General features: G+C 66.2%; 23 protein-coding genes. 8 read left to right on the top strand and 15 right to left on the bottom strand.

Going from position 1 to position 26,062, the window contains the following annotated elements:
• Positions 1 to 118: 118 nt before the first annotated feature.
• Entirely contained in the window at positions 119 to 316 is a 198-nt protein-coding gene (locus tag AC1VNY_RS33885; RefSeq protein ID WP_482408436.1) for a hypothetical protein, read from the top strand.
• A gap of 26 nt (positions 317 to 342) precedes the next feature.
• Here AC1VNY_RS33885 and AC1VNY_RS33880 read toward each other — a convergent pair whose 3' ends face one another.
• The 3 genes from AC1VNY_RS33880 to AC1VNY_RS33870 form a co-directional block, all read right to left on the bottom strand.
• The gene (locus AC1VNY_RS33880; RefSeq protein WP_482408435.1) at positions 343 to 1,161 is read right to left on the bottom strand and encodes a Crp/Fnr family transcriptional regulator; all 819 of its coding nucleotides are present in this window, start codon (positions 1,159 to 1,161) and stop codon (positions 343 to 345) included.
• A 252-nt stretch (positions 1,162 to 1,413) separates the two neighbouring features.
• Positions 1,414 to 2,115, bottom strand: coding sequence for an RlmE family RNA methyltransferase (locus AC1VNY_RS33875; protein WP_482408434.1), 702 nt, complete (start codon positions 2,113 to 2,115; stop codon positions 1,414 to 1,416).
• A 165-nt stretch (positions 2,116 to 2,280) separates the two neighbouring features.
• On the bottom strand, positions 2,281 to 3,324 hold the full coding sequence (locus AC1VNY_RS33870) for a Ppx/GppA phosphatase family protein (protein WP_482408433.1): 1,044 nt from the start codon (positions 3,322 to 3,324) through the stop codon (positions 2,281 to 2,283).
• Positions 3,325 to 3,542: 218 nt separating this feature from the next.
• On the opposite strand from AC1VNY_RS33870, the gene AC1VNY_RS33865 reads away from it, so the two are divergent.
• On the top strand, positions 3,543 to 5,915 hold the full coding sequence (locus tag AC1VNY_RS33865) for a xanthine dehydrogenase family protein molybdopterin-binding subunit (RefSeq protein ID WP_482408432.1): 2,373 nt from the start codon (positions 3,543 to 3,545) through the stop codon (positions 5,913 to 5,915).
• Between the two features lie 157 nt (positions 5,916 to 6,072).
• Here the strand turns inward: AC1VNY_RS33865 and AC1VNY_RS33860 are convergent, their stop codons facing one another.
• Positions 6,073 to 6,876 (bottom strand): hypothetical protein, encoded by an 804-nt coding sequence (locus AC1VNY_RS33860; RefSeq protein ID WP_482408431.1) that lies wholly within the window; start codon positions 6,874 to 6,876, stop codon positions 6,073 to 6,075.
• 135 nt (positions 6,877 to 7,011) lie between these two features.
• On the opposite strand from AC1VNY_RS33860, the gene AC1VNY_RS33855 reads away from it, so the two are divergent.
• From AC1VNY_RS33855 to AC1VNY_RS33845, 3 genes are all read left to right on the top strand, one after another.
• Positions 7,012 to 7,512, top strand: coding sequence for a YaiI/YqxD family protein (locus AC1VNY_RS33855; protein ID WP_482408430.1), 501 nt, complete (start codon positions 7,012 to 7,014; stop codon positions 7,510 to 7,512).
• 4 nt (positions 7,513 to 7,516) lie between these two features.
• Positions 7,517 to 9,334, top strand: coding sequence for an ABC-F family ATP-binding cassette domain-containing protein (locus AC1VNY_RS33850; RefSeq protein WP_482408429.1), 1,818 nt, complete (start codon positions 7,517 to 7,519; stop codon positions 9,332 to 9,334).
• 120 nt (positions 9,335 to 9,454) lie between these two features.
• Positions 9,455 to 10,534 (top strand): D-TA family PLP-dependent enzyme, encoded by a 1,080-nt coding sequence (locus AC1VNY_RS33845; RefSeq protein ID WP_482408428.1) that lies wholly within the window; start codon positions 9,455 to 9,457, stop codon positions 10,532 to 10,534.
• Between the two features lie 106 nt (positions 10,535 to 10,640).
• Here the strand turns inward: AC1VNY_RS33845 and AC1VNY_RS33840 are convergent, their stop codons facing one another.
• Positions 10,641 to 11,543, bottom strand: a complete 903-nt coding sequence (locus AC1VNY_RS33840; protein ID WP_137479675.1) for a LysR family transcriptional regulator — start codon at positions 11,541 to 11,543, stop codon at positions 10,641 to 10,643.
• 93 nt (positions 11,544 to 11,636) lie between these two features.
• Between AC1VNY_RS33840 and AC1VNY_RS33835 the strand changes: the two genes are divergently transcribed.
• Positions 11,637 to 12,854, top strand: a complete 1,218-nt coding sequence (locus tag AC1VNY_RS33835) for an MFS transporter (protein ID WP_482408427.1) — start codon at positions 11,637 to 11,639, stop codon at positions 12,852 to 12,854.
• Positions 12,855 to 12,945: 91 nt separating this feature from the next.
• Here AC1VNY_RS33835 and AC1VNY_RS33830 read toward each other — a convergent pair whose 3' ends face one another.
• The 8 genes from AC1VNY_RS33830 to AC1VNY_RS33795 form a co-directional block, all read right to left on the bottom strand.
• Positions 12,946 to 14,160 carry a TIGR03862 family flavoprotein gene (locus tag AC1VNY_RS33830; protein ID WP_482408426.1) on the bottom strand — a complete coding sequence of 405 codons (1,215 nt, stop codon included), beginning with the start codon at positions 14,158 to 14,160 and terminating at the stop codon, positions 12,946 to 12,948.
• Positions 14,161 to 14,162: 2 nt separating this feature from the next.
• Positions 14,163 to 15,080 carry an SDR family NAD(P)-dependent oxidoreductase gene (locus tag AC1VNY_RS33825; RefSeq protein ID WP_482408425.1) on the bottom strand — a complete coding sequence of 306 codons (918 nt, stop codon included), beginning with the start codon at positions 15,078 to 15,080 and terminating at the stop codon, positions 14,163 to 14,165.
• A gap of 610 nt (positions 15,081 to 15,690) precedes the next feature.
• Positions 15,691 to 16,170, bottom strand: coding sequence for a MaoC family dehydratase (locus AC1VNY_RS33820; RefSeq protein WP_016846543.1), 480 nt, complete (start codon positions 16,168 to 16,170; stop codon positions 15,691 to 15,693).
• Positions 16,171 to 16,183: 13 nt separating this feature from the next.
• Complete coding sequence (locus tag AC1VNY_RS33815; RefSeq protein WP_482408424.1) at positions 16,184 to 17,908, bottom strand: AMP-binding protein; 1,725 nt, start codon at positions 17,906 to 17,908, stop codon at positions 16,184 to 16,186.
• 122 nt (positions 17,909 to 18,030) lie between these two features.
• Positions 18,031 to 18,918, bottom strand: coding sequence for a 3-hydroxyisobutyrate dehydrogenase (gene mmsB / locus AC1VNY_RS33810; protein WP_482408423.1), 888 nt, complete (start codon positions 18,916 to 18,918; stop codon positions 18,031 to 18,033).
• 25 nt (positions 18,919 to 18,943) lie between these two features.
• On the bottom strand, positions 18,944 to 20,026 hold the full coding sequence (locus tag AC1VNY_RS33805; protein WP_482408422.1) for an enoyl-CoA hydratase/isomerase family protein: 1,083 nt from the start codon (positions 20,024 to 20,026) through the stop codon (positions 18,944 to 18,946).
• Positions 20,023 to 21,168 carry an isobutyryl-CoA dehydrogenase gene (locus AC1VNY_RS33800; RefSeq protein WP_482408421.1) on the bottom strand — a complete coding sequence of 382 codons (1,146 nt, stop codon included), beginning with the start codon at positions 21,166 to 21,168 and terminating at the stop codon, positions 20,023 to 20,025. Before AC1VNY_RS33800 ends, AC1VNY_RS33805 begins: the two co-directional genes overlap by 4 nt.
• Before the next feature lie 21 nt (positions 21,169 to 21,189).
• On the bottom strand, positions 21,190 to 22,686 hold the full coding sequence (locus AC1VNY_RS33795; RefSeq protein ID WP_304499788.1) for a CoA-acylating methylmalonate-semialdehyde dehydrogenase: 1,497 nt from the start codon (positions 22,684 to 22,686) through the stop codon (positions 21,190 to 21,192).
• A gap of 121 nt (positions 22,687 to 22,807) precedes the next feature.
• Here AC1VNY_RS33795 and AC1VNY_RS33790 point away from each other — a divergent pair, with 121 nt between their 5' ends.
• A complete protein-coding gene (locus AC1VNY_RS33790; protein ID WP_482408420.1) occupies positions 22,808 to 23,722 on the top strand; it encodes a LysR family transcriptional regulator in 915 nt (304 codons plus the stop codon).
• A gap of 36 nt (positions 23,723 to 23,758) precedes the next feature.
• Here the strand turns inward: AC1VNY_RS33790 and AC1VNY_RS33785 are convergent, their stop codons facing one another.
• The gene (locus AC1VNY_RS33785; RefSeq protein ID WP_482408419.1) at positions 23,759 to 24,373 is read right to left on the bottom strand and encodes a TetR/AcrR family transcriptional regulator; all 615 of its coding nucleotides are present in this window, start codon (positions 24,371 to 24,373) and stop codon (positions 23,759 to 23,761) included.
• A gap of 60 nt (positions 24,374 to 24,433) precedes the next feature.
• The gene (locus tag AC1VNY_RS33780; protein WP_482408418.1) at positions 24,434 to 24,985 is read right to left on the bottom strand and encodes a PaaI family thioesterase; all 552 of its coding nucleotides are present in this window, start codon (positions 24,983 to 24,985) and stop codon (positions 24,434 to 24,436) included.
• A gap of 241 nt (positions 24,986 to 25,226) precedes the next feature.
• Between AC1VNY_RS33780 and AC1VNY_RS33775 the strand changes: the two genes are divergently transcribed.
• Positions 25,227 to 25,997, top strand: coding sequence for an enoyl-CoA hydratase (locus AC1VNY_RS33775; RefSeq protein ID WP_482408417.1), 771 nt, complete (start codon positions 25,227 to 25,229; stop codon positions 25,995 to 25,997).
• Positions 25,998 to 26,062 lie beyond the last annotated feature (65 nt).

Raw genomic sequence — 26,062 nt, 5'->3', positions numbered from 1 at the left:
AGATGTGTAGAAGAGACAGCTCCCAGGCCGGCTGGACCAAGCGTCTCCGATCAGAAGGGGCGCGGTCCAGCCGACGGTGCGCGGGACCAGCAATCCCTGACATTGGAGGAGGACCGAGGTGGGCGTCATCATGATCAAATGCCCGCGGACGGGACGTGCGATCAATACCGGCATGAAATCCGACCGCGAGACGTTCCGGCGCAGCGCCGTGTTCTTTTCGCGCAGCTATTGCACGGGCTGTCGGACCAATCACGAATGGTTCGCCAGGGACGCGTGGGTGCACGAACCCGAGCAGGAATTGCGCAAGGCGTCCTGACACCTGCGTCTGCGTTGCAACCGCATTCAATGGCTTCGTGATCGCTCAGCACCCGCGCCGCGCGCATGTGCATGAACCTTGTCGCCATTGGTCCACGGCCGGGCGTGCGAACGCGAAGGTCCATGTGGCGGCGCGCCGCGACCGGACGACTTGATCCCTTCCGCGGATACGATGCGGTCGATCCTGCCACGCATGATCTCGTAGCACTCACAGGCCGCAGTTTCGAGCCGCGGCCTGTCGACCTCGATCGAGCTTCGCCGGTTGGAGCGGATTGCGCCCGAGGCGCGAAGCTTGTGCACGACGTGGGTCACGGTCGTTCGTCGCACACCCAGCAATTCCGACAGCGTCTCCTGCGTCAGCGGCAGCGTGTCGTCACCGATCTGATCGTGAACCTGCAACAGCCACCGGGCCAGGCGGGCCTCCACGGAATGGAGCGCATTGCACGCCGCGATATGCTGGAACTGGACCAGCAACGACCGCATATGGAGCTGCACCGCACCGGCAAGTGCGTGACTGTGCGCGAGTGCGGCGTGAAATCGCGCCGGCGAAATCTGCCACGTCGTGCCCGCGACGCGCACCACCGCGGTCATCGGCGAGCGTATCGATCTGAGTGTCGACAGGATGCCGACGGCGCCCTCGTTGCCGATCATTGTCGTCGCAACGGCCTGTCCGTTCGGCATGTCCATGACGAACGCGATCAATGCCGTGCAGGGAAAATAGATCTGTTCGACGAGGTCGCCCGATCGGACCAGCACGGCGTCGCGTTCGAGCGATACCTTGCGGAGATGAGGCGCAAGCAAATCAAGATCGGCGGGCGGCAAGGCCGCCAAAAGGCGATTACCCATGCTCGACCTGCGTTCCATCACGGAAGAGCTCCGCAAGACGGAGGCGCGGCTCGCTGCACAAACCTGCCGTGGCGCCAGGTCGAAATACGCAACGAACTGACCGCGCCGGGAAGATAGAATACGCCGTAACGGGAAGAGTTCCAATGGATTCAGGTCAGCCCGCGACGCGCTCGCGTACCGGGGCGGCGCTCCCGCCGGCCCCTATGAGGATCGTGGATTGCCTTCGCGGAGGCTTCGGCGAGCGCGTCGTTGCTACTCCCCGCGCGATGACGGCTGTTGCTGCCCGCGAAATCCCGTCGCCAGCACGTAGCGCTCCGACGAATCCTGCCGGCTGGCGGCCGGCTTGACGTGGCGGACGGTGGCGAAATCGCGCTTCAGCTGCGCCACCAGCTCGGCGTCGGCGCCGCTCTGGAATACTTTTGCCAGGAACGTGCCGCCGGGATTGAGCACCTCGCCGGCGAAATGCGCGGCGGTCTCGACCAGGCCGATGATGCGCAGCTGATCGGTCTTGCGATGGCCGGTGGTGTTGGCGGCCATGTCGGACATCACGAAGTCGGCGCGGCCGCCCATCATCGCAATCAGTTTTTCCGGCGCGTCATGGTCGAGGAAGTCGAGCTGCGCGAAGGTGACGCCGGGAATCTCGCCCATCTCCAGCAGATCGATTGCGACCACCTTGCCCTTGCCGTCGGCGGCACCGGTACGCTTCGCCGCGATCTGGCTCCAGCCGCCGGGCGCCGCACCAAGGTCGACCACCGTCATGCCCGGCTTGAGCAGACGATATTTGTCGTCGATCTCGGTGAGCTTGAACGCCGCGCGCGAGCGGTAGCCCATCGCCTTGGCCTTGGCGACATAGGGATCGTTGAGCTGGCGCTCGAGCCAGAGTTTTGACGACAGTTTGCGCTTGCCGCCGCTCTTGACCGTGACGTGCAGCCGCCCGGTGGTATCTTTCGCCATACTGCTTCTCTACTCCCTCGCCCCGCTCTTGCGGGGAGAGGGTTGGGGTGAGGGGCTGGTTCCGCAATGAAGGTGAGAGATGCGCTCGTGGAGAGTCCCCTCACCCGGATTGCATTGACATGCAATCCGGCCTCTCCCCGCAAGCGGGGCGAGGCAAGAGAAGCTCTAGCACGCCCGCAGCGCGCCGTCCTCGCGCATCATCTCGACCAGCATGCCCTCGCGCAGGCCGCGATCGGCGACGCGGAGCCGCGGCATCGGGAACGCATTGCGGATCGCATCGAGGATCGCGCAGCCGGCGAGCACCAGATCGGCGCGCTCGACGCTGATGCAGTTGTTGTTGACGCGCGCCTCATAGCTCATGCCGAGCAGCCTCTGGATCGTCGCGGTGACGTCGCAATCGTTCATCCAGATGCCGTCGATGCGGCGGCGGTCATAGCGCGACAGATTGAGGAACACGCCGGCGAGCGTGGTCACGGTACCCGAGGTGCCGAGCATGTGCATGTCGCGCAGATCCCTGCCGTGCTCGGCCGCGAACGGCGCGACGTGCCGCGCGACCTCATCGATCATCTGCGCATACAAATCCCTGGTGACGTTCTTGCCGCCGAAATGTTCGGCCAGCGTGACGACGCCGAGCGGGATCGACATCCACGCCTTGATGCGTGGCGGCGCGTCGGGCGCCTCGGGGTCGCGCTCGATCCGCACCAGCTCGGTCGAGCCGCCGCCGATATCGAACAGGATGGCGCCCCGCCCCTTCGCATCGAGCAGCGGCGAGCAGCCGATCACGGCGAGCGTCGCCTCGGTCTCGCGATCGATCACCTCGAGCTTGATGCCGGTCTCGGCCGCCACCCGCGCGCGAAAGCTCTCGGCGTTGCCGGCGGCGCGGCAGGCCTCGGTGGCGATCAGCCGCAGCCGGCGCGCCTTGCGATAGCGGATCTTGTCGCTGCAGATGGCGAGTGCGGCAATCGCCCGCTCGATCGCGGCCTCGCTGATCGAGCCGGTGGCGGCGATGCCCTCGCCGAGCCGGATGATCCGCGAGAAGGAATCGACCACGCGGAACCCGTCGCCGGTGGGACAGGCGATCAACAGCCGGCAATTGTTGGTGCCAAGGTCGAGCGCGGCGTAGACGCCACTTTCCGCCGCTGCCGCAACCAACCCTGGCGGGGCTTCGCTGGCCGGAGGGCCGTCGCAAAGCCGCACATGGTCGTTCATCAAAACTGTCTTTCCGCAGGACCCCAAGGTGGATCCAGGAGGATCCTTGGGCCCGCCGAATAATTGTCGTTCACGGAAACTTTAGCAGCGTCAAAGCCCTACGCAACTCCGTTCACATTGGGTCCATGCCCAATCGGGCGTTGTCGTTAAGGGGGGCGTGCGTTATCTCCTCAACGCCCCCAAACTCCAGCAAATCCGGGCATTTCAGGTCATTTTCGATGCAAGATCACACGCCGCCTGCCTCTCTCGAAAACGCTATCGCACTGCAAAAATACGGTGTCGGACAGCCTGTTCGACGAAAGGAGGACGACACCCTGGTGCGCGGCAAGGGCAAATACACCGACGATTTCTCCCTGCCGGGCCAAGCGTATTGCTGGATGGTTCGCTCCTCGCATGCCCACGGGCTCATCAAAGGGATCGATACGGCGGCCGCCAAGGCGATGCCGGGCGTGCTCGGGGTTTGGACCGGCGCCGACCTTGCGGCCGCCGGCTACAACCCCTTCACCTGCGGCCTGCCGCTGAAGAACCGCGACGGCTCGCCGCTCAAGCAGACCAACCGCCCCGCGCTCGTGACCGACAAGGTGCGCTTCGTCGGCGATCCGGTCGCCTTCGTGGTCGCGGAGACCACAGCGCAGGCGCGCGATGCGGCCGAGGCCGTCGAGGTCGATATCGAACCGCTGCCGGCGGTGACCGACGCGGCCGAAGCCGCCAAGCCGGGCGCACCGCAGCTCTATGACGACATCCCCGATAACGTCGCGCTTGACTATCACTATGGCGACACCGCCAAAATCGAGGCTGCGTTCGCCGGCGCGGCGCACGTCACCAAGCTCGACATCGTCAACACCCGCGTCGCCGTGGTCTCGATGGAGCCGCGCGTCGCCCTCGCCCATTACGACAAGAAAACCGAACGCTTCACGCTGCAGGTACCGACCCAGGGCGTCTCCGGCAACAAGGCGATCCTGGCGCGCCTGCTCAACGTGCCCGCCGACAAGGTCCGCATCCTCACCGGCAATGTCGGCGGCTCGTTCGGGATGAAGAACCTCAACTATCCCGAATACACCTGCATCGCGCATGCGGCGCGTGAGCTCGGCCGCCCGGTGAAGTGGCTGGACGAGCGCTCGACCAGCTTCCTCTCCGACAGCCAGGGCCGCGCGCAGCTGATCCATGCCGAGCTCGCGCTCGGTGCCGACGGCAAGTTCCTCGCGGTGCGGCTGTCCGGCTACGGCAATCTCGGCGCCTATATCACCGGCGTCGCGCCGGGCCCGCTGTCGCTCAACACCGGCAAGAACCTCGCCAGCGTCTATCGCACGCCGCTGCTCGGCGTCGACATCAAGACGGTCCTGACCAACACCACGCTGATGGGCGCCTATCGCGGCGCCGGCCGCCCCGAGGCCAACTACTACATGGAGCGGCTGATCGATGCCGCCGCCGACGAGATGGGCATCAACCGCTTCACGCTGCGCAAGCGCAACTTCATCAAGCCGTCGCAACTGCCCTTCCCGGCCGCCTCCGGCGTGACCTATGACAGCGGCGATTTCGCCGGCGTGTTCCAGAAGGCGCTCGAGATCTCCGACTACGACAACTTCGCCAAGCGAAGGAAGGAAAGCAAAAAGAGCGGCAAGCTGCGCGGCATCGCCGTCGGCTCCTATCTCGAGGTCACCGCGCCGCCGAGCGGCGAGCTCGGCAAGATCAGCTTCGAGCCCGACGGCTCGGTGAAGCTCACCACCGGCACGCTGGATTACGGCCAGGGCCACGCCACGCCGTTCGCGCAGGTGCTGTCCGACCAGCTCGGCGTCCCCTTCGAGAAGATCACGCTCGAACAGGGCGACAGCGATCTCGTCCGGTTCGGCAACGGCACCGGCGGCTCGCGCTCGATCACCGCGACTGGCCAGGCGATCGTCGAGGCTTCCGCGCTCGTGGTCGAGAAGGGCAAGAAGGCCGCCGCGCACATGCTGGAGGCCTCCGAGGCCGACATCGAATTCGGCGCCGGCCGCTTCACCATCGCGGGCACCGACCGCTCGATCGGCATCATGGAGCTCGCCGAGCGGATGCGCGCCGGCAAGATGCCCGAGGGCACGCCGGAGACGCTCGACGTCGATCACGCCACCAAGGAGACGGCGTCGACCTTCCCGAACGGCTGCCACGTCGCCGAGGTCGAGATCGATCCCGACACCGGCGTGACGCGGATCGTGCGCTACTCCGCGGTCAACGATTTCGGCGTCGTGGTCAATCCGATGATCGTCGCCGGCCAGCTCCATGGCGGCGTCGCGCAGGGCATCGGCCAGGCGCTGATGGAGGAAGTCAGCTACGACGCCTCCGGCCAGCCGATCACCGGTTCGTTCATGGACTACGCGCTGCCGCGTGCCGGCGACGTGCCGTCGATGCTGGTCGGCGATCATCCCTCGCCGGCGAAATCCAACCCGCTCGGCACCAAGGGCTGCGGCGAAGCCGGCTGCGCCGGCAGCCTCGTATGCATCGTCAACGCCGTGGTCGACGCCCTGTCGGAGTACGGCATCAAGCACATCAACATGCCACTGACGCCGGAACGGGTCTGGCGCGCGATCCAGGACGCCAAGGCGGGCGCGGCGTAAGGCAACCTGCCACCACCACACCACTGTCATCACCCGCGAAAGCGGGTGATCCAGTATTCCAGAGACGCCAGCGATAGAGCCGAGAGGCCGCGGCGTACTGGATACCCCGCATGCGCGGGGTATGACACCTGCGGCGTGGGGACGACGTGCCCCTTGCCTACGCCGCGGCCTGCTCGCGCGGCTGGGTGATCGCGATGTGCCAGCAATGCGCGAGCGGCGTGCCGTTGCCGAGCACCAGCGCATCGAGCTCGACGAAGCGGTGGCCCTTCTTGTCGTAATTGCCCATCACCTTGGCGCGGGCGGTCAGCTCGTCGCCGATCTTGCCGGCCGACAGCAGCTGCATGCGGGTGCCGACATGGATCCAGGGCCCGAGGATCGCATTGTCGACCAGGACCTTGTTCATCACCCGCGGCAGCAGGCCGGGATGGCCGAGACCTTCGCGTAAGTAGATCGGGTCGGTCTCCCTGATATCGGCGAGATACTCCTTCGCGGCATCGCCCGACCAGTCGCGCGGGATGGTGCCGAGCCACTTGCCCTCTTCATAGGACGACGCGCTGACCGGCTTGCGCTCGGCGACCGCGGCGACCTGCTTGTAGTCGTCGAGCACGAATTTCGGCGCGGATGCCGGCAGCGATGCGGTGCCGGTGGCGCAGAGCTCGCCGCGGCTGTGGAGCTCGATCGTCAGCCCATTGCCGGTCTCCTGTCCCGTCAATTCCGCGATCTCGCCGTCATAGACCGGCTTCACGAAGCGCGCCTCGATCAGGCCGCGCGCGAGGAAATCGCGGCCCCATTTCTCGACCGGCAGATGCATCATGTAGGCCATCACGTCGACGCCTGGCACCAGTCCGCCGGAAAAGCCGAACTTCCGCGCCACCGTGTCGTCGTGGATCTTGTTTTCCGAGAGCTTTGAAGTGTTGTAGGCCGAGACGCGGTAGGTCAGCGAAGCCGTCTTCGAATCCATGGGGTTTCCCCTTATTTCCGTTGTTTTTCTCAGGCAATCGTAGTCGAACCGGGCAGCGTGACAAGCCTCTCGTTTTGCTCGCAATTTTCCGCCCGATGGAGTACACGCAGGCCGCGTCTGCCAACCCTGGAATCGATGACTGAAACCCCTGCTCACACCCGCATCTATGTCGACGCCGACGCCTGCCCGGTGAAGGACGAGATCTATCGCGTCGCGATCCGGCACGGCGTGCCCGTCAGCGTGGTCGCGGGCAGTTTCATCCGCGTGCCGCAGGATCCGCTGATCGAGCGCATCGCCGCAGGTTCCGGCATGGATGCGGCCGACGACTGGATCGCGGAACGCGCGCGTGAGGGCGACATCGTGATAACAGCCGACATCCCGTTGGCGAGCCGCTGCGTCAAGGCCGGCGCCGACGTGATCGCACCGAACGGCAAGCCGTTCACGGAGCAGTCGATCGGCATGACACTCGCGGTGCGCAATCTGATGACCGATCTGCGCTCGTCAGGCGAGATCACCGGCGGGCCGAAATCATATTCGCCGCGCGACCGCTCGACCTTCCTGTCGACGCTCGACCAGACCATCCGCCGCATCCAGCGCCGCCGCGCCGAGCAGGCGCAGGCGAGCCAGCAGGGTTAGCGCGATGGCTCCGCCTCCTCTCATCCAGCTCAAGGACATCAGCCTGACCTTCGGCGGCACGCCGCTGCTGTCAGGCGTCGAGCTGTCGGTCTCCGCGGGCGAGCGCGTCTGCCTGATCGGCCGCAACGGCTCCGGCAAGTCGACCCTGCTGCGGATCGCGGCCGGCTTGGTCGAGCCGGACGCGGGCAGCCGCTTCGTGCAGCCCGGCGCCACCATCCGCTATCTGCCGCAAGAGCCGGACTTCGGCGACCACAAGACGACGCTCGCCTATGTCGAGGCCGGCCTCGGCCCCGGCGACGACCACTACCAGGCGCGCTATCTGCTCGAACAGCTCGGCCTCAGCGGCGAGGAAGATCCGGCGCATGTCTCCGGCGGTGAGGCGCGCCGTGCGGCGCTGGCCCGCGTGCTGGCGCCCTCGCCCGATATCCTGCTGCTGGACGAGCCGACCAACCATCTCGACCTGCCGACCATCGAATGGCTCGAGGGCGAACTGGAAAGCCGGCGCTGCGCGCTGGTGCTGATCAGCCATGACCGCCGTTTCCTCACCAATTTGTCGCGCACCACGGCCTGGCTCGACCGCGGCCAGATCAGGCAGATCGACCGCGGCTTCGGCGCCTTCGAGGCGTGGCGTGACGAGGTGCTGGCGGAGGAAGAGCGCGAGCAGCACAAGCTCGACCGCAAGATCGTCAACGAGGAGCACTGGCTGCGCTACGGCGTCTCCGGCCGCCGCAAGCGCAACGTCAAGCGGCTCGGCAATCTCTTCGCGCTGCGCGACCAGCGCCGCAACTATCGCGGCGCCACCGGCAATGCCACGCTCGCCGCCGCCGAAGCCGAAAAGTCCGGCCGCCTGGTGATCGAGGCCAAGAACATCGTGAAGGCCTATGGCGAGCGCACGATCGTCGACGGCTTCTCGACCCGGATCCAGCGCGGCGACCGGCTCGGCATCGTCGGTCCCAACGGCGCCGGCAAGACCACGCTGGTGCATCTGCTGATCGGCAACGATCCGCCCGACTCCGGTTCGGTGCGTCTCGGGGCCAATATCGAAATGGCGACGCTCGACCAGCATCGCGAGAGCCTCGACCCGAAGCTGACGCTGGCCGAGGCGCTGACCGGCGGCCGCGGCGATCACGTCATGGTCGGCGACAAGTCGAAGCACGTGATCGGCTACATGAAGGACTTTCTGTTCGCGCAGGAGCAGCGCGGCACGCCGCTCGAAGCGCTCTCCGGCGGCGAGCGCGGCCGCCTGATGCTGGCGCGCGCGCTGGCCAAGCCGTCCAACCTCTTGATCCTGGACGAGCCGACCAACGACCTCGACCTCGAAACCCTCGACGTGCTCGAGGACATGCTCGGCGATTACGAGGGCACGGTGATCCTGATCAGCCACGACCGCGATTTCCTCGACCGCGTGGTGACGTCGGTGATCGTGCCCGAAGGCCAGGGACGCTGGATCGAATATGCCGGCGGCTATTCCGACATGCTGGCGCAGCGTGGCGCCGACGTGAAGCGCGAGACGGTGAAGGCGGAAGCCCCGACCGAAGAGAAGAAGGAAGCCAGGGCCGCGGCGCCCGAAGCGGCACCGAGGCGCCGGCTGAGCTTCAACGAGAAGCACGCGCTGGAGACCTTGCCGAAGACCATCGACAAGCTGCACACCGAGATCGCCAAGCAGCAGAAGCTGCTCGACGATCCCGATCTCTATACAAAGGATCGCAAGACATTCGACGCCGCCTCGGTGGCGATCGCAAAGGCGCAGGACGAACTCGCCGCCGCCGAGGACCGTTGGCTCGAACTCGAAGTGCTGCGCGAAGAGATCGAACAGGCCTGACGCGCAAAGAATTGTAGGATGGGTGGAGCGCAGCGATACCCATCACGCCGCAACGACAGAATTTGATGGGTTTCGCTTCGCTCTACCCATCCTACGAGGCCGGAGAAGAGAGAAAAAATCATGACCACGCCCCTCGCCGCCAAGATCGCCAAGGAATACGGCACGCCCTGCGCCGTGATCGACATGGACCGGGTCGAGCGCAACATCGCGCGCATCCAGAAGGCCTGCGACGAGGCCGGCGTCGCCAACCGTCCGCACATCAAGACGCACAAGAACCCGATGCTGGCGCAGCTGCAGATCAAGGCCGGCGCCAAAGGCATCACCTGCCAGAAGCTCGGCGAGGCCGAGATCATGGCGGACGCTGGCATCGACAACATCCTGATCAGCTACAATCTGCTCGGCGACGAGAAGATGGCACGGCTCGGCGCGCTGCAAGCAAAGGCCAACGTCACTGTCGCCGCCGACAATTCCGTCGTGGTCGGCGACCTGCCGAAGGCGGCGGCCGCCTCCGGCCGTCCGCTCTCGGTCGTGGTCGAATGCGACACCGGGCGCAAGCGCGCCGGCGTCGAGACTCCGGCCGAGGCGATCGCGCTGGCGCGGGAGATCGCTGCCTCCAAGGGCCTCACCTTCGCGGGCTTCATGCTGTACCCGACCGAGACCGGCTGGGCCGATGCGCAGAAATTCTACGACGAGGCGCTGGCCGGCGTGCGCGCCCACGGCCTCGACGCGACAATCGTCTCGACCGGCGGCACGCCGAACCTGAAGAATCTCGGTAAGCTGAAGGGCGGCACCGAGCATCGCTTCGGCACCTACATCTACAACGACCGCATGCAGGTCGCGGCCGGCGTCGCGACCTGGGACGATTGCGCGCTTCACATCTATTCCACGGTCGTCAGCCGCGCCGGCCCGGAGCGCGGCATCCTCGATGCCGGCTCCAAGACGCTGACCTCGGACACCGGCGGCCTCGAGGGCCACGGCCTGATCCTCGAACATCCCGAGGCCAGGATCGCGCGCTTCGCCGAGGAGCACGGCTTCCTCGACCTGTCCCGCAGCAACACGCGGCCCAATGTCGGCGATGTGGTGCGGATCGTGCCCAATCATGTCTGCGTCGTCGTCAACATGATGGACGAGGTCGTGATGGTTCGCGGCGACGAGATCATCGGTGCGCTGCCGGTGACGGCGCGGGGCAAGCTGCGCTAGCCGCATCCAGCCACCTCGTAGGATGGGTAGAGCGCAGCGAAACCCATCATGCTTCCGCGCAGATGAAAGGTGATGGGTTTCGCTTCGCTCTACCCATCCTACGTATTTAGCCGTGCATCAGCGCCTGCAGTTCGCGGTCCAGCGCCGCGCGAAACACCTCGATCGGCCGCGCCAGGCGGCCGGCCGGCGGGCGATGCACGATCCAGGCGCGCACCGCGGGATTGAAATCGGCGATCTTCACGGCCTTGAGCCGGCTGCGGATCGGGCTTCGTTTCAGCGCCACAGGCGTCACGAGGCCGATGCCGAGCCCGCGCGCCACCAGCGACAGGCGCAGCTCGCTGTCGAGCGCCTCGACCGCGATGTTGAACGGCAGATGCGCCGCATCGAAATGGCGCTTCAGCGTCTGGCGGAAACCGCAGCCGTCCTGGTTGATCACCCATCCGGTCCGCGACAGCCATTCGAGATCGACCGACTTCGGTGTCTTCATGTCGCGCGCGACGACGAACACCACCGGCTGCGCGCCGAGATCGGAGGCCACGAGGTCGTCGGGCGGCGCGGTGCCGTCAGGAAGGCAGATTGCCGCGGCATCGAGCTCGTTGCGGCTGACCCGTTCCATGTGGTTGGGCGACCAGCCCGAGACGACGCGCACGGCCAGCGCGGGAAATTCGCCGCGCACCGCATCGAGCGGTCCGGTGAGCCCCGCCTCCGACAGGAACGGCGTCAGGCCGAGCCTGAACTCGCCGCGCACCACGCCGTCATTGGCGACGCCTGACTTGAGGTCGTCGAGCATGCGCAGCAGCCGGCGGCCCTGCTCATAGGCCTCGATTCCCGCCGCCGTCGGCTTCAGCGGCTTCGAGAGCCGGTCGAGCAGCTGCGCGCCGAGCATCTCCTCGAGATTCTGGATCCGCCGCGTCACGCCGGGCTGGGTCAGGTTCAGCCGCGCCGAGGCCGCGACGATCGATCCGGTCTCCACCACGGCGACGAACGCCACGAGGTCATGGGTGTTCATAACAATCTCGCATATTCTTCATCATCTTATTTGAATTGTAGCATATTAGGCCCATCCCCTAAAGGGGGCCTCGCCACTCCATCGCGAGGCCCCATGACCATCTCCGAAGCCACCAAACTCTCCCCGGCGCGCACCGTCGCCGTGCGTCCCCTGATCTGGATCGGCGCCATCACGACCGGCACCGTCGTCACCAATCTCTTTGCGCCACAAATTCTCGTTGGCCTGATGGGTCGCTCGCTCGGCATGACCGCGCTGCAGGCCGGCCTGATCTCGACGCTGACCCTGCTCGGCTATGCGCTCGGGTTGCTGCTGCTGGTGCCGCTGGTCGACCTCGTCGAGAACAAGCGGCTGATCCTGCGGACGCTGGCCTGCGCCATCGTCGCCGCGATCGGCACCGCGATGGCGCCGACGCCGCTGATCCTGCTCGCCGCCACCTTCATCCTCGGCGCCTCCTGCGCCGCGATCCAGATGGTGGTGCCGCTGGTGGCGTCGATGGTGCCGCCGGAGCGCCGGGGACAGGCGATCGGCGACGTCATGAGCGGCCTGATGATCGGCATCCTGCTGTCGCGGCCGATGGCGAGCCTGATCGCGGACAGCTGGAACTGGCGCGGCTACTATGTCACCTCAGCCGTGTTGATGACGGTGCTCGCCGCAGCACTGGCGCGCACGCTGCCGACGCTGCAGCCGGCGGCGAAGGTCAGCTACGGCGCGCTGCTGCGCTCGTTCCCGACCCTGCTGCGCGAGGAGCCGGTGCTGCGCGTCCGGTCGTGGACCGCGGCGTTGGTGATGGCCTCGTTCACCGCGTTCTGGGCCGCCGTCGCGCTGCGCCTGCCGGATGCGCCGTTCAAGCTCGACGCCAGGGGGATCGCGCTGTTCGCGCTGATCGGCGTTGCCGGCGCTGTCGCGACACCGCTGGCCGGCCGCTGGGGCGACCGTGGCCTGGCGCGGCCGATGCTGATCGGCTCGCACCTCCTGATATCGGCATCGCTCGTGCTGTGCGCGTGGGCCGGCGTGCTGGAATCGCGGATTGCAGCACTCGTCGCGCTGAGCCTCGGCACCATCCTGCTCGATCTCAGCATCACCACCGACCAGACGCTCGGCCGCCGCGCCGTCAACCTGCTGCGCCCCGAGGCGCGCGGCCGGATCAACGGCCTGTTCGTGGCGCTGTTCTTCATCGGCGGCGCGGTCGGCGCGGCAGCGGCATCCGCGGCGTGGAGCTTTGGTGGATGGACCGCGGTGTGTGCGGTGGCTGCGGTGTTCGGTGTGCTCGGATTCATCACCGACCTCGCCACGAAAACGGGATCGGAGTGAGCGGCATCGCGTAGGATGGGTAGAGCGCAGCGAAACCCATCATGTCTCCGCGCGGTCGAAAGTCGATGGGTTTCGCTTCGCTCTACCCATCCTACGAATTCAGCCAGCTCAACACGCCCTTCCCGGCGACGACGCCTGTTGCAAACGACGCCTGCAACAGATAGCCGCCGGTCGGCGCTTCCCAATCGAGCATCTCACCGGCGGCGAAGACGCCGGGCAGCCGCCGCAGCATGAACTGCGCGTCGAGCTCGTCGAACCTGATCCCGCCGGCGCTTGAGATCGCGCGTACGATCGGCGCCACGCCGGTGATCCGGATCGGCACCGCATTGATCAGTTCGGCCAATTCGGCCGGCGGCAGCGCGGCCAGCGACCGGCCGGCGGCGACTGTCGCCTCCTGCAACAGCCCGATGCCGACCGGCAAGAGCTGCGCGGCCTTGCGCAGGAAATTGGACAAGGATTGCTTGCCCTTCGGCGCCGACAGACGCGCGACCAGTTCGTCGCGCGCGGCATCGGGCCGCAACGCCACCGTCAGTGTCGCCGTTCCCTTCGCGAGCACCGCCTCGCGCAATTCCGCCGACAGCGCATAGATGGCGCCGCCCTCGATGCCGGCGCGCGTGACGATCGCCTCGCCGCGCACCGTATCCGGACCAATCGTGAGCGCGACGCCCTTGAGCGGCTGGCCCTCGAACCGGTCGCGGAAGATATTCGACCACGCAACCGTGAAGCCGGAATTGGCTGGCTTGATCGGCGCCACGGCAACGCCCTTTGCGGCGAGGATATCCGCCCAGGCGCCGTCCGAGCCGAGCCGCGGCCAGCTTGCGCCGCCGAGCGCAAGCACGGCTGCATCGGCATTGACTGTGCGCTGACCGTCCGACGTGTCGAACAGCAGTCCCCCGCGCGCGTCCCATCCAACCCAGCGATGCCGGAATGTGAACGCGACGCCCGCGGCATCGAGCCGCCGTAGCCAGGCGCGCAGCAGGGGCGACGCCTTGAACGCCTCGGGGAATACGCGGCCGCTGCTGCCGACAAATGTCGGCTGCCCCAGCGCCTCGCTCCAGGCCCGCAAGGCATCGGGCGGAAATGCCTCGACCGCAGCCTTCAGACGCGGCAGCGCCTCGCGATAGCGCCCGAGAAAATCCGGCAGCGGCTCGGAGTGGGTAAGATTGAGCCCGCCACGGCCGGCCATCAGGAATTTGCGGCCAGCCGACGGCATCGCGTCGTAGACAGTGACTTGTGCGCCACCTTGCGCGAGCACCTCCGCCGCCATCAGGCCGGCAGGTCCGGCTCCGATGACGGCGACGGTCATGCTCAGAGCTTGATCCCGGCCCGTGCGGCGGCCTGGGCGACGTACTTCTGGGTCTGCTCGAACGCGCCCTGCAGCGCCTTCGCGGTCGACATGTCGCCGATCGCGTTGAAGTGCGCGGCGACGCCGTCCGGCGTCCATTCGGACTGCGGCAGGTTGACGCCTTCGGTCTCCAGCACGCGGATCACGGCAAACGAGCCGGCGCCGGCGCCCATGATGGTGCGGGTCGGTGCGTCCTCCGAGAGCAGGAATTCGACCGCGGGCGTGATCGCTTCCGGCTTCATCAGCGCCAGCGCCTGCGGCGGCAGCAGTTCCTCGGTCATGCGGGTCGCAGCCGTCGGCGAGATGGTGTTGACCTTGATGTTGTTCTTGCGGCCCTCTTCGGCGAGCACGTTCATCAGGCCGACCATGCCGGCCTTCGCCGCGCCGTAATTGGCCTGGCCGAAATTGCCGAACAGGCCGGACGACGAGGTCGTCAGCACGATGCGGCCGTAATTGCGCTCGCGCATGCCGGCCCAGACCGCCTTGCAGCAGTAGAAGGTGCCGGTGAGATGCACATCGAGCACCTTGGCCCAGTCGGCAACCTCCAGCTTGGTGAACGACTTGTCGCGCAGGATGCCGGCATTGGCGCACAAGAGATCGACGCTGCCCCATTCCTTGGTGGCGCGCTCGACCATCGCGGTGACCTGCTCGAAGTTCGAGACGTCGGCGCCGTCGGCCATCGCGGTGCCGCCGGCTTTCCGGATCTCCTCGACCACGGTCTCGGCCGGCGACAGCGACCCACCGGTGCCGTCGCGCGCGCCGCCGAAATCGTTGACCACCACCTTGGCGCCGCGGCTGGCGAGCCCCAGCGCATGCGCCCGTCCGAGACCATTGCCCGCGCCGGTGACGATAGCGACGCGTCCGTCAAACCTGATTGCCATGCTTGTCATTCCTGCTCTGACTTCCCTTCTCCCCTTGTGGGAGAAGGTGGCGCGCGCGAGCGCGCCGGATGAGGGGTTCTCTCCACGGATGAGCACGCGGAGAGAGACCCCTCACCCGGCTTCATCTCGCTCCGCTCGATTTCGCCACCCTCTCCCACAAGGGGAGAGGGTACATGCCCGAGCGGCATGAAAAGGTTGGGGACTTTTGAGCAGCGATGAATGGCCGGGTCAAGCCCGGCCGAGACTGGCCGAGGCGGCCAGCGGGCGCGCTAGACCGAAGGGGTCATCGACCCACAGGGTTTCAGGCTTTTGAGCAGATGCCCGCTCCAGCACTCGTGATGCTCTTGCGCGTAGCTAATCGCGCCAATCACAATCAAAGCGACTACGACAATTCCGGCGACGATGTTTTGCACCATGGCTGCCACTCCCGGGACCGCACCGCCTAAAGCGGGCATCATGGACACCAGGGATCACAGCCGTCAATGCGCTACATAGGCCGGAGCAGCGCACCACATAAAAAACCGATCGGGGTGGCTCGCTGCACCTCCCCCGCTTGCGGGAGAGGTGGCGCAACCCTTCGCGGTTGCAACACAACCGCGTCTTGTGATCCTCAGCTGAAATAGATCAGGCCGAGCCAGTCGGCGACCAGCGCGGGCTTTTCCTCGCCTTCGATCTCGACCGTGACGTTGGTGCGCGACAACAACTCCTTCGGCTTGCGCAGCGTGGCTTCGGCCAGCACGAAGCGGCCGCGAACGCGTTTGCCCGAGCGCACCGGCGAGATGAAGCGCAGCTTGTCGAAGCCGTAATTGACGCCCATCGCGGTGCCCTCGAGCACCGGCATCACCTCGTAGGACATGATCGACATCAGCGACATCGTGAGGAAGCCATGGGCGATCGTGGTGCCGAAGGCGGTCTCCTTCCTGGCGCGCTCGGGATCGACATGGATGAACTGGTGATCCTCGATCACGTCGGCATAGGTGTCGATGCGGCCCTGATCCAGCAGGTGCCACGAGGACACGCCGATCTCCTTGCCGACCATGCCCTGGTAGGTTTCCAGCGACACCGGCGGCTTCTTCCAGACTTCGTTCATTGGCTAACCTCTGCTAACCGGAGGTCCGCACCTTCTGCAGCTCCGGAAATTCTTCCTCGCGGAACTCGACCCCGCGCAACGCATCGCTTCTGACATCGTCATGTTCGAGCCGGCGCAACTGCACGCGACGGATTTTTCCAGAAATCGTCTTGGGCAGTTCGGTGACCAGTTCGATCTTGCGGATGCGTTTAAACGGTGCGAGCCGCGTGTGCAAATGTTTGAAGATCGACAGCGCGGTCTCCGGCGTGCGCTCGACACCCGACACCAGCAGCACATAGGCCTTGGGGACCGCGAGCCGGATCGGGTCCGGGCTCGGCACCACCGCGGCCTCGGCCACCGCGTCATGCTCCAGCAGCACGCTTTCCAGCTCGAACGGCGAGATGCGGTAGTCGGAGGACTTGAACACGTCGTCGGTGCGGCCGACGAAGGTCAGATAACCCTCGTCATCGGTGAACACGACGTCGCCGCTGCGATAGATCTCGCCGTCGGTGCCGATGAGCTTGCCGTCGTCGCCCTGATAGCCCTGCATCAGGCCGGCCGGCCGGGCGGCGCCGAGCAGCAAGGTCACCTCGCCCTCCTTCGCGGGGTGGCCGTCATTGTCGGTGACCTGCACGCGATAGCCCGGCAGCGGCCGGCCCATCGAGCCGACCTTCACCTTCTGTCCCGGCGAGTTGCCGGCCAGCGCGGTGGTTTCGGTCTGGCCGTAGCCGTCGCGAATGGTCAGCCCCCAGGCCGATTTGACCTGGTCGATGATCTCGGGATTGAGCGGCTCGCCGGCGCCGCACACCTCGCGCAGCGAGACCTTGAAGCTCGCGAGGTCTTCCTGGATAAACATTCGCCACACCGTCGGCGGCGCGCACAGCGTGGTGACTCCGCAGCGGCCGATGATCGAGAGCAGTCCTTTCGCCTCGAAGCGTGGCTGGTTCGCGATAAAGATCGTTGCGCCGGCATTCCACGGCGCGAAGAAGCAGCTCCAGGCATGCTTGGCCCAGCCGGGCGACGAGATGTTGAGATGAATGTCGCCGGGCTGCAGGCCGATCCAGTACATGGTCGAGAGATGGCCGACCGGATAGCTGCGCTGGCTATGCCGCACCAGCTTCGGCTTTGCCGTGGTGCCCGAGGTGAAATAGAGCAGCATCGGGTCATCGGCCTTGGTCGGGCCATCGGGCGTGAATGCGTCGGACTGCTTGGCGGCATCCTCGAACGGCAGCCAGCCGTCCTGCGCCTGTGTCGCGCCGACCACGATGCGAACGAGGTTGTCGCTGCCGAGGCCTGCGAACTTCGCGACCTGATCCTGCGTGGCAACCACCGCCCTCGCCTTACCGCGGTCGAGCCGGTCGCGCAGTTCATCCGCAGTCAAGAGCGTGGTCGCGGGGATCACGACCACGCCGAGCTTCATCGCCGCCAGCATGGTCTCCCACAGCGGCACCACATTGCCGAGCAGCAGCAACAGATGATCGCCACGCTTCAGCCCCTGCGCGCGCAGGAAATTTGCAACCTGGTTTGAGCGGCGCGACAGCTCGGCGAAGGAAAGCTTGGTCTCGTTGCCGCTGGCGGCATCGACGATCCACAGCGCCGGCCGGTCGCGGCTGTCGGCATTATCAGCCAGTTCGGCGTCGAACCAGTCGAGTGCCCAGTTGAACGGCACCGGATCGGGCCAGCGAAATCCCTTCACCGCGGCATCGTAGTCGGTGCGGTGCTCGAGCAGAAAGGCGCGTGCGTCCTGAAATGTGGTCATCCGGCTTCACCTGACGTCATCCTGAGGAGCCGCGCGAAGCGCGGCGTCTCGAAGGATGGCCATAGACACCGTCTTTCCATCCTTCGAGGCTCGCTCCGCTCGCACCTCAGGATGACGGCGATTTACTTCGGGGCAAGGGCCCTAACGTGCTGGATAATTCCGGAAAAGTCGACCCCGCCGTGGCCCGACGCGTCGAAGGTTTTATAGATCTCCTGCGCGTGCTTGCCGAGCGGCGTAACCGCGCCGGCCGCATTGGCGGCGTCCTGCGCCAAGGTCAGGTCCTTGACCATCAGGTTGGAAGCAAAGCCCGGCTTGTAGTCGTTGTTGGCCGGCGACGTCGGCACCGGGCCGGGAACCGGGCAATAGGTGGTCAGCGACCAGCACTGCCCCGACGAGGTCGAGGCGACGTCGAACAGCGCCTGGTGCGACAGGCCGAGCTTTTCGGCCAGCACGAAGGCCTCGCCGACCGCGATCATGGAAATACCGAGGATCATGTTGTTGCAGATCTTGGCCGCCTGCCCCGCACCGCCGGCGCCGCAATGCACGATCTTCTTGCCCATATTGGCGAGCATCGGCTGGGCCGCCGCGAAGGCTTTGTCCTCGCCGCCGCACATGAAGGTCAGCGTCGCGCCCTTGGCGCCGCCGGTGCCGCCGGAGACCGGGGCATCGACCGAGGCGATGCCGTGCTTGGCGGCCAGCGCATGCGCCTGCTTGGCGCTTTCGACGTCGATCGTCGAGCAGTCGATGATCAGCGCGCCCTTGGCCATCGCCGGAAGCACCTCGTTCCAGACGCCGAGCACATGCTTGCCGGCCGGCAGCATGGTGATGACGACATCGGCGCCCTTCACCGCGCCGACGCCGCTCTCGGCGATCGCGGCACCGTCGCTCTTGGCCTGATCGCGGGATGCCGCGACCAGATCGAACGCGGTCACCTTGTGGCCGGCCTTGACCAGATTGGCCGCCATCGGCCCGCCCATATTGCCGAGCCCGATGAATGCGATGTTTGCCATGGGAAGTCCTCCGCTTGCGACGTTTCTATTTGCTATCGGGAAATTTCAGTTCGTCGGCGCCGATCTCGGCGAAGTAAGGCGCGAGCATCTCCGGCGTCACCTGTTCGATCCGGGCCGGCGACCATGTCGGATTGCGATCCTTGTCGATCACGGCGGCGCGCACGCCCTCGCGGAAATCATCGCTCGCGAACACTTCGAGCGCGGCGCGATATTCGCGCACCAGGCACTCTTCCAGCGTCGCGGTCGCGCGCGCCAGCCGCAGCAGTTTCAGCGTCACCACCATGCCGCGCGGCGACTTCTCGCCGAGCGTCTTCAGCGTGTCCCGCGCCATGTCGGAGCCGTCGGCCTCGAGCGCGGCGACGACGTCATCCATCCGGCCGCGCGCGAACCAGCCGTCGATCCTGGCCTGCATCGCGGCGACTGGGCCAGCCGTCTCGCCGGTGGCGAAGCCTCCGATCAGCCGGTCGATCTCGGCCGAATTCGTGCCCGGCGCAACCTTGGTCAGCGCCTGGCGGAGCGCCGGCAGCTTCGCGCTCGGCACCACGGCGTCGGCGAATTTGGCGTAGATCGCATCGGGACCGTTCATCGTGGTGCCGGTGAGCCCGAAATAAGTGCCGATCTCGCCGGGCGAGCGCGACAGCAGATAGGTGCCGCCGACATCGGGGAAGAAGCCGAGCCCGACCTCGGGCATCGCGAGCTTGGTCCGCTCCGTCACCACGCGGTGGCGGCCATGCGCCGACAGCCCGACGCCGCCGCCCATCACGATGCCGTCCATGAAGGCGACGTAGGGCTTTGGGAATTTCTTGATCCGCGCGTTGAGGATGTATTCGTCGCGCCACAGGATCTTGCCGAGATCGCCCTTGGCCTTGGAGCTTTCCCAGAGCGCGCGGATATCGCCGCCGGCGCACAGGCCGCGGTCGCCGGCGCCTTCCAGCACGACGACGGCGACATCGCGATCGGCTTCGAACAGGTCGAGCGCCCTGTCGATGTCGTGGAACATCTCCAGCGTCACGGCATTGATCGCCTTCGGCCGATTGAGCCGGATGATGCCGGCAGAACCTTCCTTGCGCGCGATCAGATCGCCTTCGGCCGCTGCCGCATCATTCATCGCGCGCCCTCGATCAACTTGCGCGACACGATCAGCCGCATGATTTCATTGGTGCCCTCGAGGATCTGGTGCACGCGCAGATCGCGCACGATCTTCTCGACGCCGTATTCGCTGAGATAGCCGTAACCGCCATGCAGCTGCAGCGCCTGGTTGGCGACCTCGAAGCCGACGTCGGTGCCGAACCGTTTTGCCATCGCGCACAGCATGGAAGCGTCCGAATCCTTGCGGTCGAGCGCGGCGGCTGCGCGCCACAGGAAGGTGCGTGCGGCCTCGAGCTCGGTCGCCATGTCGGCGATCTTGAACTGCAGCGCCTGGAATTCGTCGAGCCGCTTTCCAAAGGCCTTGCGGTCCTTCATGTAGGCCAGCGCCTTGTCGAGCGCCGCCTGCGCGCCGCCGAGCGAGCACGCCGCGATGTTGAGCCGGCCGCCGTCGAGCCCAGCCATCGCGATCTTGAAGCCGATGCCCTCCTCGCCGAGCCGGTTCGCGACCGGCACGCGCGCATTCTCGAACATGACAGCGCGGGTCGGCTGCGCATTCCAGCCCATCTTGCGCTCGTTATTGCCGAACGACACGCCCGGCGTGTTGCCGTCGACGACCAGCGTCGAGACGCCGCCGGGACCGTCGCCGCCGGTGCGCACCATCGCCACCAGCAGGTCGGTGCTCCCGGCGCCGGAGATGAACTGCTTCTGGCCGTTGAGCACGTAATGATCGCCGTCGCGTACCGCACGGGTGCGTAGCGCAGCGGCGTCGGAGCCGGCGCCCGGCTCGGTCAGGCAGTAGCTGGCGATCAGCTCCATGGTGCAGAGCTTCGGCAGCCATGTGTGGCGCTGGGTGTCGTTGCCGTAGGCATCGATCATCCAGGACGCCATGTTGTGGATCGAGATGAAGGCCGACGTGGTCGGGCACCCCGTCGCCAGCGCCTCGAAGATCAACGCGGCGTCGAACCGCGTCATCGCCGAGCCGCCGACATCGTCCTTGATATAGATGCCGCCGATGCCGAGGCCGGCCGCCTCGCGCATCACGTCGACCGGAAAGTGCTTCTTCTCGTCCCATTCGAGCGCGTGCGGCGCGATCTTCTCCGCCGCAAACGCCCGCGCCATGTCGCGAACCGCGATCTGGTCCTCGTTGAGAGCGAACTGCATGCTTCGCCTCTCGGGACGAGTTTACTTCATCGTCGGGATCGAGAACTCCGCGCCTTCCTTGACGCCGGACGGCCAACGCGAGGTCACCGTCTTGGTCTTGGTGTAGAAGCGGATCGAGTCCGGACCGTGCTGGTTGAGGTCGCCGAAGCCGGACTTCTTCCAGCCGCCGAAGGTGTAATAGGCGATCGGCACCGGGATCGGCACGTTGATGCCGACCATGCCGACATTGACCTTGGCGGCGAAGTCGCGCGCGGCGTCGCCGTCGCGGGTGAAGATCGCGACACCATTGCCGTAGTCATGGTCGGACGGCAGCGCCAGCGCCTCGTGATAGTCGTGGGCGCGCACCACCGAGAGCACCGGGCCGAAGATCTCTTCCTTGTAGATCCGCATGTCCTTGGTGACGTTGTCGAACAGCGAACCGCCGAGATAGAAGCCCTTCTCGTAGCCCTGCATCTTGAAGCCGCGGCCGTCGACCGCGAGCGTTGCGCCTTCCTTGATGCCGATGTCGATGTAGCTCTTGACCTTCTCGACCGCCTCGCGGGTCACCAGCGGGCCGTAATCGGCCGACGGATCGACCGAGGTGCCGATCTTGAGCGACTCGACGCGCGGGATCAGCTTCTCCATCAGGCGGTCGGCGGTGGTCTTGCCGACCGGCACCGCGACCGAGACGGCCATGCAGCGCTCGCCGGCGGAGCCGTAGCCGGCGCCGATCAGGGCATCGACCGTCTGGTCCATGTCGGCATCCGGCATCACGATGGCGTGGTTCTTGGCGCCGCCGAAGCACTGGCAGCGCTTGCCGGTCTGCGCGGCGCGCTCGTAGATGTATTGCGCGATCGGGGTCGAGCCGACGAAGCCGATCGCCTTGATATCGGGATCGTCGAGGATGGCGTCGACCGCCTCCTTGTCGCCGTTGACGACGTTGAGGATGCCGGCCGGCAGGCCGGCTTCGATCATCAGCTGGGCCAGCGCCATCGGCACGCCCGGATCGCGCTCCGACGGCTTGAGGATGAACGCGTTGCCGCAGGCGATCGCCGGCGCAAACTTCCACATCGGGATCATCGCCGGGAAATTGAACGGCGTGATGCCGGCGACCACGCCCAGGGGTTGCCGCATCGAATAGATGTCGATGCCGGGGCCGGCGCCTTCGGTGTATTCGCCTTTCATCAAATGCGGGATGCCGCAGGCGAACTCGGCGACCTCGAGGCCGCGCTGGATGTCGCCCTTGGCGTCGGGAACGGTCTTGCCGTGCTCGCGCGCCAATAGCTCGGCGAGCTTGTCGTAGTCGCGCTGCACCAGTTCAACGAACCGCATCATGACGCGGGCGCGGCGCTGCGGGTTGGTGGCGGCCCATTCCGGCTGCGCGGCCTTGGCGTTCTCGACCGCGGCGCGGAGCTCGGCCTTGGACGCAAGCGCCACCTTAGCCTGAACCTCGCCGGTCATCGGCTCGAAGACGTCAGCCGTGCGGCCCGACGTGCCCTTGACCTCCTTGCCACCGATGAAATGTCCGATTGAGCGCATGGAAAAACCTCCCTGAAGCACCTGAATCGCCGCTCCTCGCGGCGGGATCGCTTTACAAACCCTATTGACCCTGCATTTTATGGGATTCAAGTCCGATAAATTGCACCATAGATGTGCGGAAATGCTGGATCAAGGCGGCGGCACAATCGACTGGGACGACTTCCGTTTCGTGCTTGCCATCGTGCGCGGCGGGTCGGTTTCGGCTGCCGCCAAGCAGCTCGGCGTCGATCATGCCACAGTGATCCGCCGTGTCGACCGGCTGGAGCGCCACCTCTCCGCAAAACTGTTTGATCGCCGCAAGACCGGCTATCTGCTGACCGAGGCCGGCCAGCGCGTCGCCGACAGCGCGGAGGCGATGGAATCCACCATCGTCGCCAACCAGGAGGCGGTCGGCGGCTCGCGCGCCCATCTCACCGGCACGGTGCGGATCGGCGCGCCCGACGGCTTCGGCAGCCACTTTCTGGCCTCGCGGCTAGTCAAGTTCACCGAGCGGTATCCCGATCTCGATTTGCAGCTCGTCGCCACCGCGCGGCTGTTCTCGCTCTCCAAGCGCGAGGCCGACATCGCGATCAGCCTGACCATGCCGAAGGAAGGCCGCATCGTCGGCCGCAAGCTCCTGGACTACACGCTCGGGCTTTATGCCGCACCCGCCTATCTCGCCCAGGCGCCGACCATCGCCGCACGCGCCGACCTGCCGCGACATCGTTTCGTCGGCTACATCGAGGAACTCTTGTTCACGCCGGAGCTCGACTATCTGCCGCAGGTCTCGCCGAAGATCTCCGCGAAATTCCGCAGCGCCAACCTGATCGCCCAGCTCAACGCCACCATCGCCGGCTTCGGCATCGCCGTGCTGCCGCACTTCATGGCGACCGCCCACCCCGAGTTGCAGCCGGTGCTGCCGGACGAGGTGCGGATCTCCCGCACCTTCTGGCTTTTGATGCACGCCGACAGCAAGGACCTCGCCCGCATCCGCGCGGTGGCGGATTACATCTACGAGACGGTGGAAGCCGAGCGCGCGCTGTTCAGCGGGGCGTGACCTCTCCGTCGTCCCGGCGAAGGGGAAAGATCGCGGCTAATTCACCTTGGCTTTCTTCGCCGCCACCTTCGCGGCCGTCGCGCGCCCCAGCACCGCCTCGCGGCCCGCACTCAGGATCTCGTCGGACATTTCGCCGCTGCCGGCGATGCGCGACATCACGATGGTGCCCATCATGGTCGCCAGCGTTGCCATCGCCTGCTTGCGGGCGGCCTTGCGCGGCACGTCCAATATCTGGTCGGCCATCATGTCGATCATCTGGTCGAGCTTGAGGGCGAACGCCTTGCGGGTCTTCGGGCTCTCGCGGGCGATCTCGGCGCCGAGCGCCGGGATCGCGCAGCCCTGGCCGGGATCGTCGCGGTGCACCGCCGAAAGATAGCCGTCGATGATAGTTGAAAGCCGCTTCTCCGGCGGCGTGTCCGCGGCGACCTTGCGCCAGCGCTCGATGGCGCGGTCCATCGCGTAGCTGAACGCCTCGATCACCAGCGCCTCGCGCGAGTCGAAATGCGCGTAGAAGCCGCCATGGGTCAGGCCGGCGTCCTTCATCAGGTCGGCGACGCCGATGCCGTGGGCGCCCCGCTCGCGCAGCCGCGTCGCGGCCTTCTTGACGATCCGCGCGTGGGTCTCCTGCTTGTGTTCTTTCGAATAGCGCATGCCGGTCTCATGGAATGTTTCTAATCATATAATAGCAGATTTGCGGCCCGAATGCTGCAGTTATTTCGCCTTGCCAGCGATTTTGGGTTCCCCGCCGAGCATCGAAAATGTCGCGGTCGCGTGCACCGCAAGATTGCCCCTGCCGTCGCGGACGAAACCCTCGGTGTAGCTGGTCTGGCGGCCGAGCTTGATCACCTTGCCTTCGGCGCTGATGGTGCCCGAACGCGCCGACAGCGGCCGCAGATACGTCAGCTTGAGGTCGAGCGTCACCGAGGTCTGCCCCGCCGGCAGCATGGTCGAGATCGCGCAGCCCATCGCGGTATCGAGCAGCGCCGCGGCGGTCGCGCCGTGCAGCAGGCCGATGGTGTTCTCGAGGCTCTCATGCGGCTCGAGTTCCATCACGATGCGGCCCTCGTCGACCACCGCCATGCGGAAACCGATCAGATTGGCCATCGGCGGCGGCGGCAACCGGCCATCTCGGATCGCGCGCATCGCCTCGATCCCGGACATCGGCAGCGCCGCCTTCGCCACCGGTCCGGGCGCCTGCCATTCCACCACGCGCGTGCGCGTTAGATCGGGCGAATGAAGATCGATGCTTTCGGCGGCGGTCATGACGGCTCCATTTATATGATGAATATAATTCTATAGATCCGCATCCCTCGGCGCAACCGCCGCGCCGGTCCCTTGACAGAGCCACACTTTGTCCGGGACATGGCCAAGTCATTCCGGGGCGACGCAAAGCGTCGAACCCCAATTCGCAATTGCGAATTGTGGAATCTCGAGATTTCGGGTCTGGTGCTTGCGCACCATCCCGGAATGACTTGTCGATCAATTCCTGCGCCGGGACCAACCCATGGACATGCTCAATCCCCACTGCGGCATCGACCGCGACTCCAGAGGCGTCGTCCGCCTCACGATCTGCAACGCCGGCAAGCTGAACATCGTGAGCTCAGCCGTCACCAACGGCGTGCGCGAGGGCTTTGAGCACCTGGCCGCCGACCGCGACATCCGCGTCGTGATCCTCGCCGGCGAAAGCGAGCGCAGCATGATCGGCGGCGCCGACATCAAGGAAATGGCGACGCTCGACCAGACATCCGCTGAAGCATTCATCAGCCGACTGCGCGACCTCTGCGAGGCCGTGCGCAAATTCCCGGCGCCGGTGATCGCCCGCCTGCCCGGCTGGTGCCTCGGCGGCGGCCTCGAGGTCGCGGCCGCCTGCGACGTCCGCGTTGCCGCACATGACGCGATGTTCGGCATGCCCGAGGTGCGCGTCGGCATCCCCTCGGTGATCCACGCCGCGCTGCTGCCGCGCCTGATCGGCTGGGGCCGCGCCCGCTGGCTGATGATGACCGCGGAGAACATCGACGCGCCGACCGCGCTCGCCTGGGGCCTGGTCGACACCGTGGCAAAGCCCGGCGGCCTCGACGACGCCGTCGAGCACACCGTCAAGGCACTGCTGGAATGCGGTCCCGAGGCGCTGCGGATCCAGAAGGACCTGCTGCGGCAATGGGAAGAGCTGCCGCTGACGGAATCGGTCAACCTCAGCGTCGGCGTGTTCGGAAAGTCGTTCCAGACCGGCGAGCCGCAGCGGCTGCTGCAGGGGTTTTTGGACCGCAAGCGGTAGATACCTTGTAGCCCGGATGGAGCGCAGCGAAATCCGGGGCAGCTTTATCGACTGGCGCCACCGCC

Source organism: Bradyrhizobium ferriligni, from assembly GCF_056837965.1.
Note: the sequence above shows the minus strand (reverse complement) of the source record. Positions and strands in the feature narration are given on the sequence as shown.

What these genes read in the sequence shown, in the direction of transcription:
- AC1VNY_RS33880 (WP_482408435.1), bottom strand. Translation starts at nt 1,161, where the DNA reads ATGGGTAATCGCCTTTTGGCGGCCTTGCCGCCCGCCGATCTTGATTTG.
- AC1VNY_RS33875 (WP_482408434.1), bottom strand. Translation starts at nt 2,115, where the DNA reads ATGGCGAAAGATACCACCGGGCGGCTGCACGTCACGGTCAAGAGCGGC.
- AC1VNY_RS33870 (WP_482408433.1), bottom strand. Translation starts at nt 3,324, where the DNA reads ATGAACGACCATGTGCGGCTTTGCGACGGCCCTCCGGCCAGCGAAGCC.
- AC1VNY_RS33865 (WP_482408432.1), top strand. Translation starts at nt 3,543, where the DNA reads ATGCAAGATCACACGCCGCCTGCCTCTCTCGAAAACGCTATCGCACTG.
- AC1VNY_RS33860 (WP_482408431.1), bottom strand. Translation starts at nt 6,876, where the DNA reads ATGGATTCGAAGACGGCTTCGCTGACCTACCGCGTCTCGGCCTACAAC.
- AC1VNY_RS33855 (WP_482408430.1), top strand. Translation starts at nt 7,012, where the DNA reads ATGACTGAAACCCCTGCTCACACCCGCATCTATGTCGACGCCGACGCC.
- AC1VNY_RS33850 (WP_482408429.1), top strand. Translation starts at nt 7,517, where the DNA reads ATGGCTCCGCCTCCTCTCATCCAGCTCAAGGACATCAGCCTGACCTTC.
- AC1VNY_RS33845 (WP_482408428.1), top strand. Translation starts at nt 9,455, where the DNA reads ATGACCACGCCCCTCGCCGCCAAGATCGCCAAGGAATACGGCACGCCC.
- AC1VNY_RS33840 (WP_137479675.1), bottom strand. Translation starts at nt 11,543, where the DNA reads ATGAACACCCATGACCTCGTGGCGTTCGTCGCCGTGGTGGAGACCGGA.
- AC1VNY_RS33835 (WP_482408427.1), top strand. Translation starts at nt 11,637, where the DNA reads ATGACCATCTCCGAAGCCACCAAACTCTCCCCGGCGCGCACCGTCGCC.
- AC1VNY_RS33830 (WP_482408426.1), bottom strand. Translation starts at nt 14,160, where the DNA reads ATGACCGTCGCCGTCATCGGAGCCGGACCTGCCGGCCTGATGGCGGCG.
- AC1VNY_RS33825 (WP_482408425.1), bottom strand. Translation starts at nt 15,080, where the DNA reads ATGGCAATCAGGTTTGACGGACGCGTCGCTATCGTCACCGGCGCGGGC.
- AC1VNY_RS33820 (WP_016846543.1), bottom strand. Translation starts at nt 16,170, where the DNA reads ATGAACGAAGTCTGGAAGAAGCCGCCGGTGTCGCTGGAAACCTACCAG.
- AC1VNY_RS33815 (WP_482408424.1), bottom strand. Translation starts at nt 17,908, where the DNA reads ATGACCACATTTCAGGACGCACGCGCCTTTCTGCTCGAGCACCGCACC.
- mmsB (WP_482408423.1), bottom strand. Translation starts at nt 18,918, where the DNA reads ATGGCAAACATCGCATTCATCGGGCTCGGCAATATGGGCGGGCCGATG.
- AC1VNY_RS33805 (WP_482408422.1), bottom strand. Translation starts at nt 20,026, where the DNA reads ATGAATGATGCGGCAGCGGCCGAAGGCGATCTGATCGCGCGCAAGGAA.
- AC1VNY_RS33800 (WP_482408421.1), bottom strand. Translation starts at nt 21,168, where the DNA reads ATGCAGTTCGCTCTCAACGAGGACCAGATCGCGGTTCGCGACATGGCG.
- AC1VNY_RS33795 (WP_304499788.1), bottom strand. Translation starts at nt 22,686, where the DNA reads ATGCGCTCAATCGGACATTTCATCGGTGGCAAGGAGGTCAAGGGCACG.
- AC1VNY_RS33790 (WP_482408420.1), top strand. Translation starts at nt 22,808, where the DNA reads ATGCTGGATCAAGGCGGCGGCACAATCGACTGGGACGACTTCCGTTTC.
- AC1VNY_RS33785 (WP_482408419.1), bottom strand. Translation starts at nt 24,373, where the DNA reads ATGCGCTATTCGAAAGAACACAAGCAGGAGACCCACGCGCGGATCGTC.
- AC1VNY_RS33780 (WP_482408418.1), bottom strand. Translation starts at nt 24,985, where the DNA reads ATGACCGCCGCCGAAAGCATCGATCTTCATTCGCCCGATCTAACGCGC.
- AC1VNY_RS33775 (WP_482408417.1), top strand. Translation starts at nt 25,227, where the DNA reads ATGGACATGCTCAATCCCCACTGCGGCATCGACCGCGACTCCAGAGGC.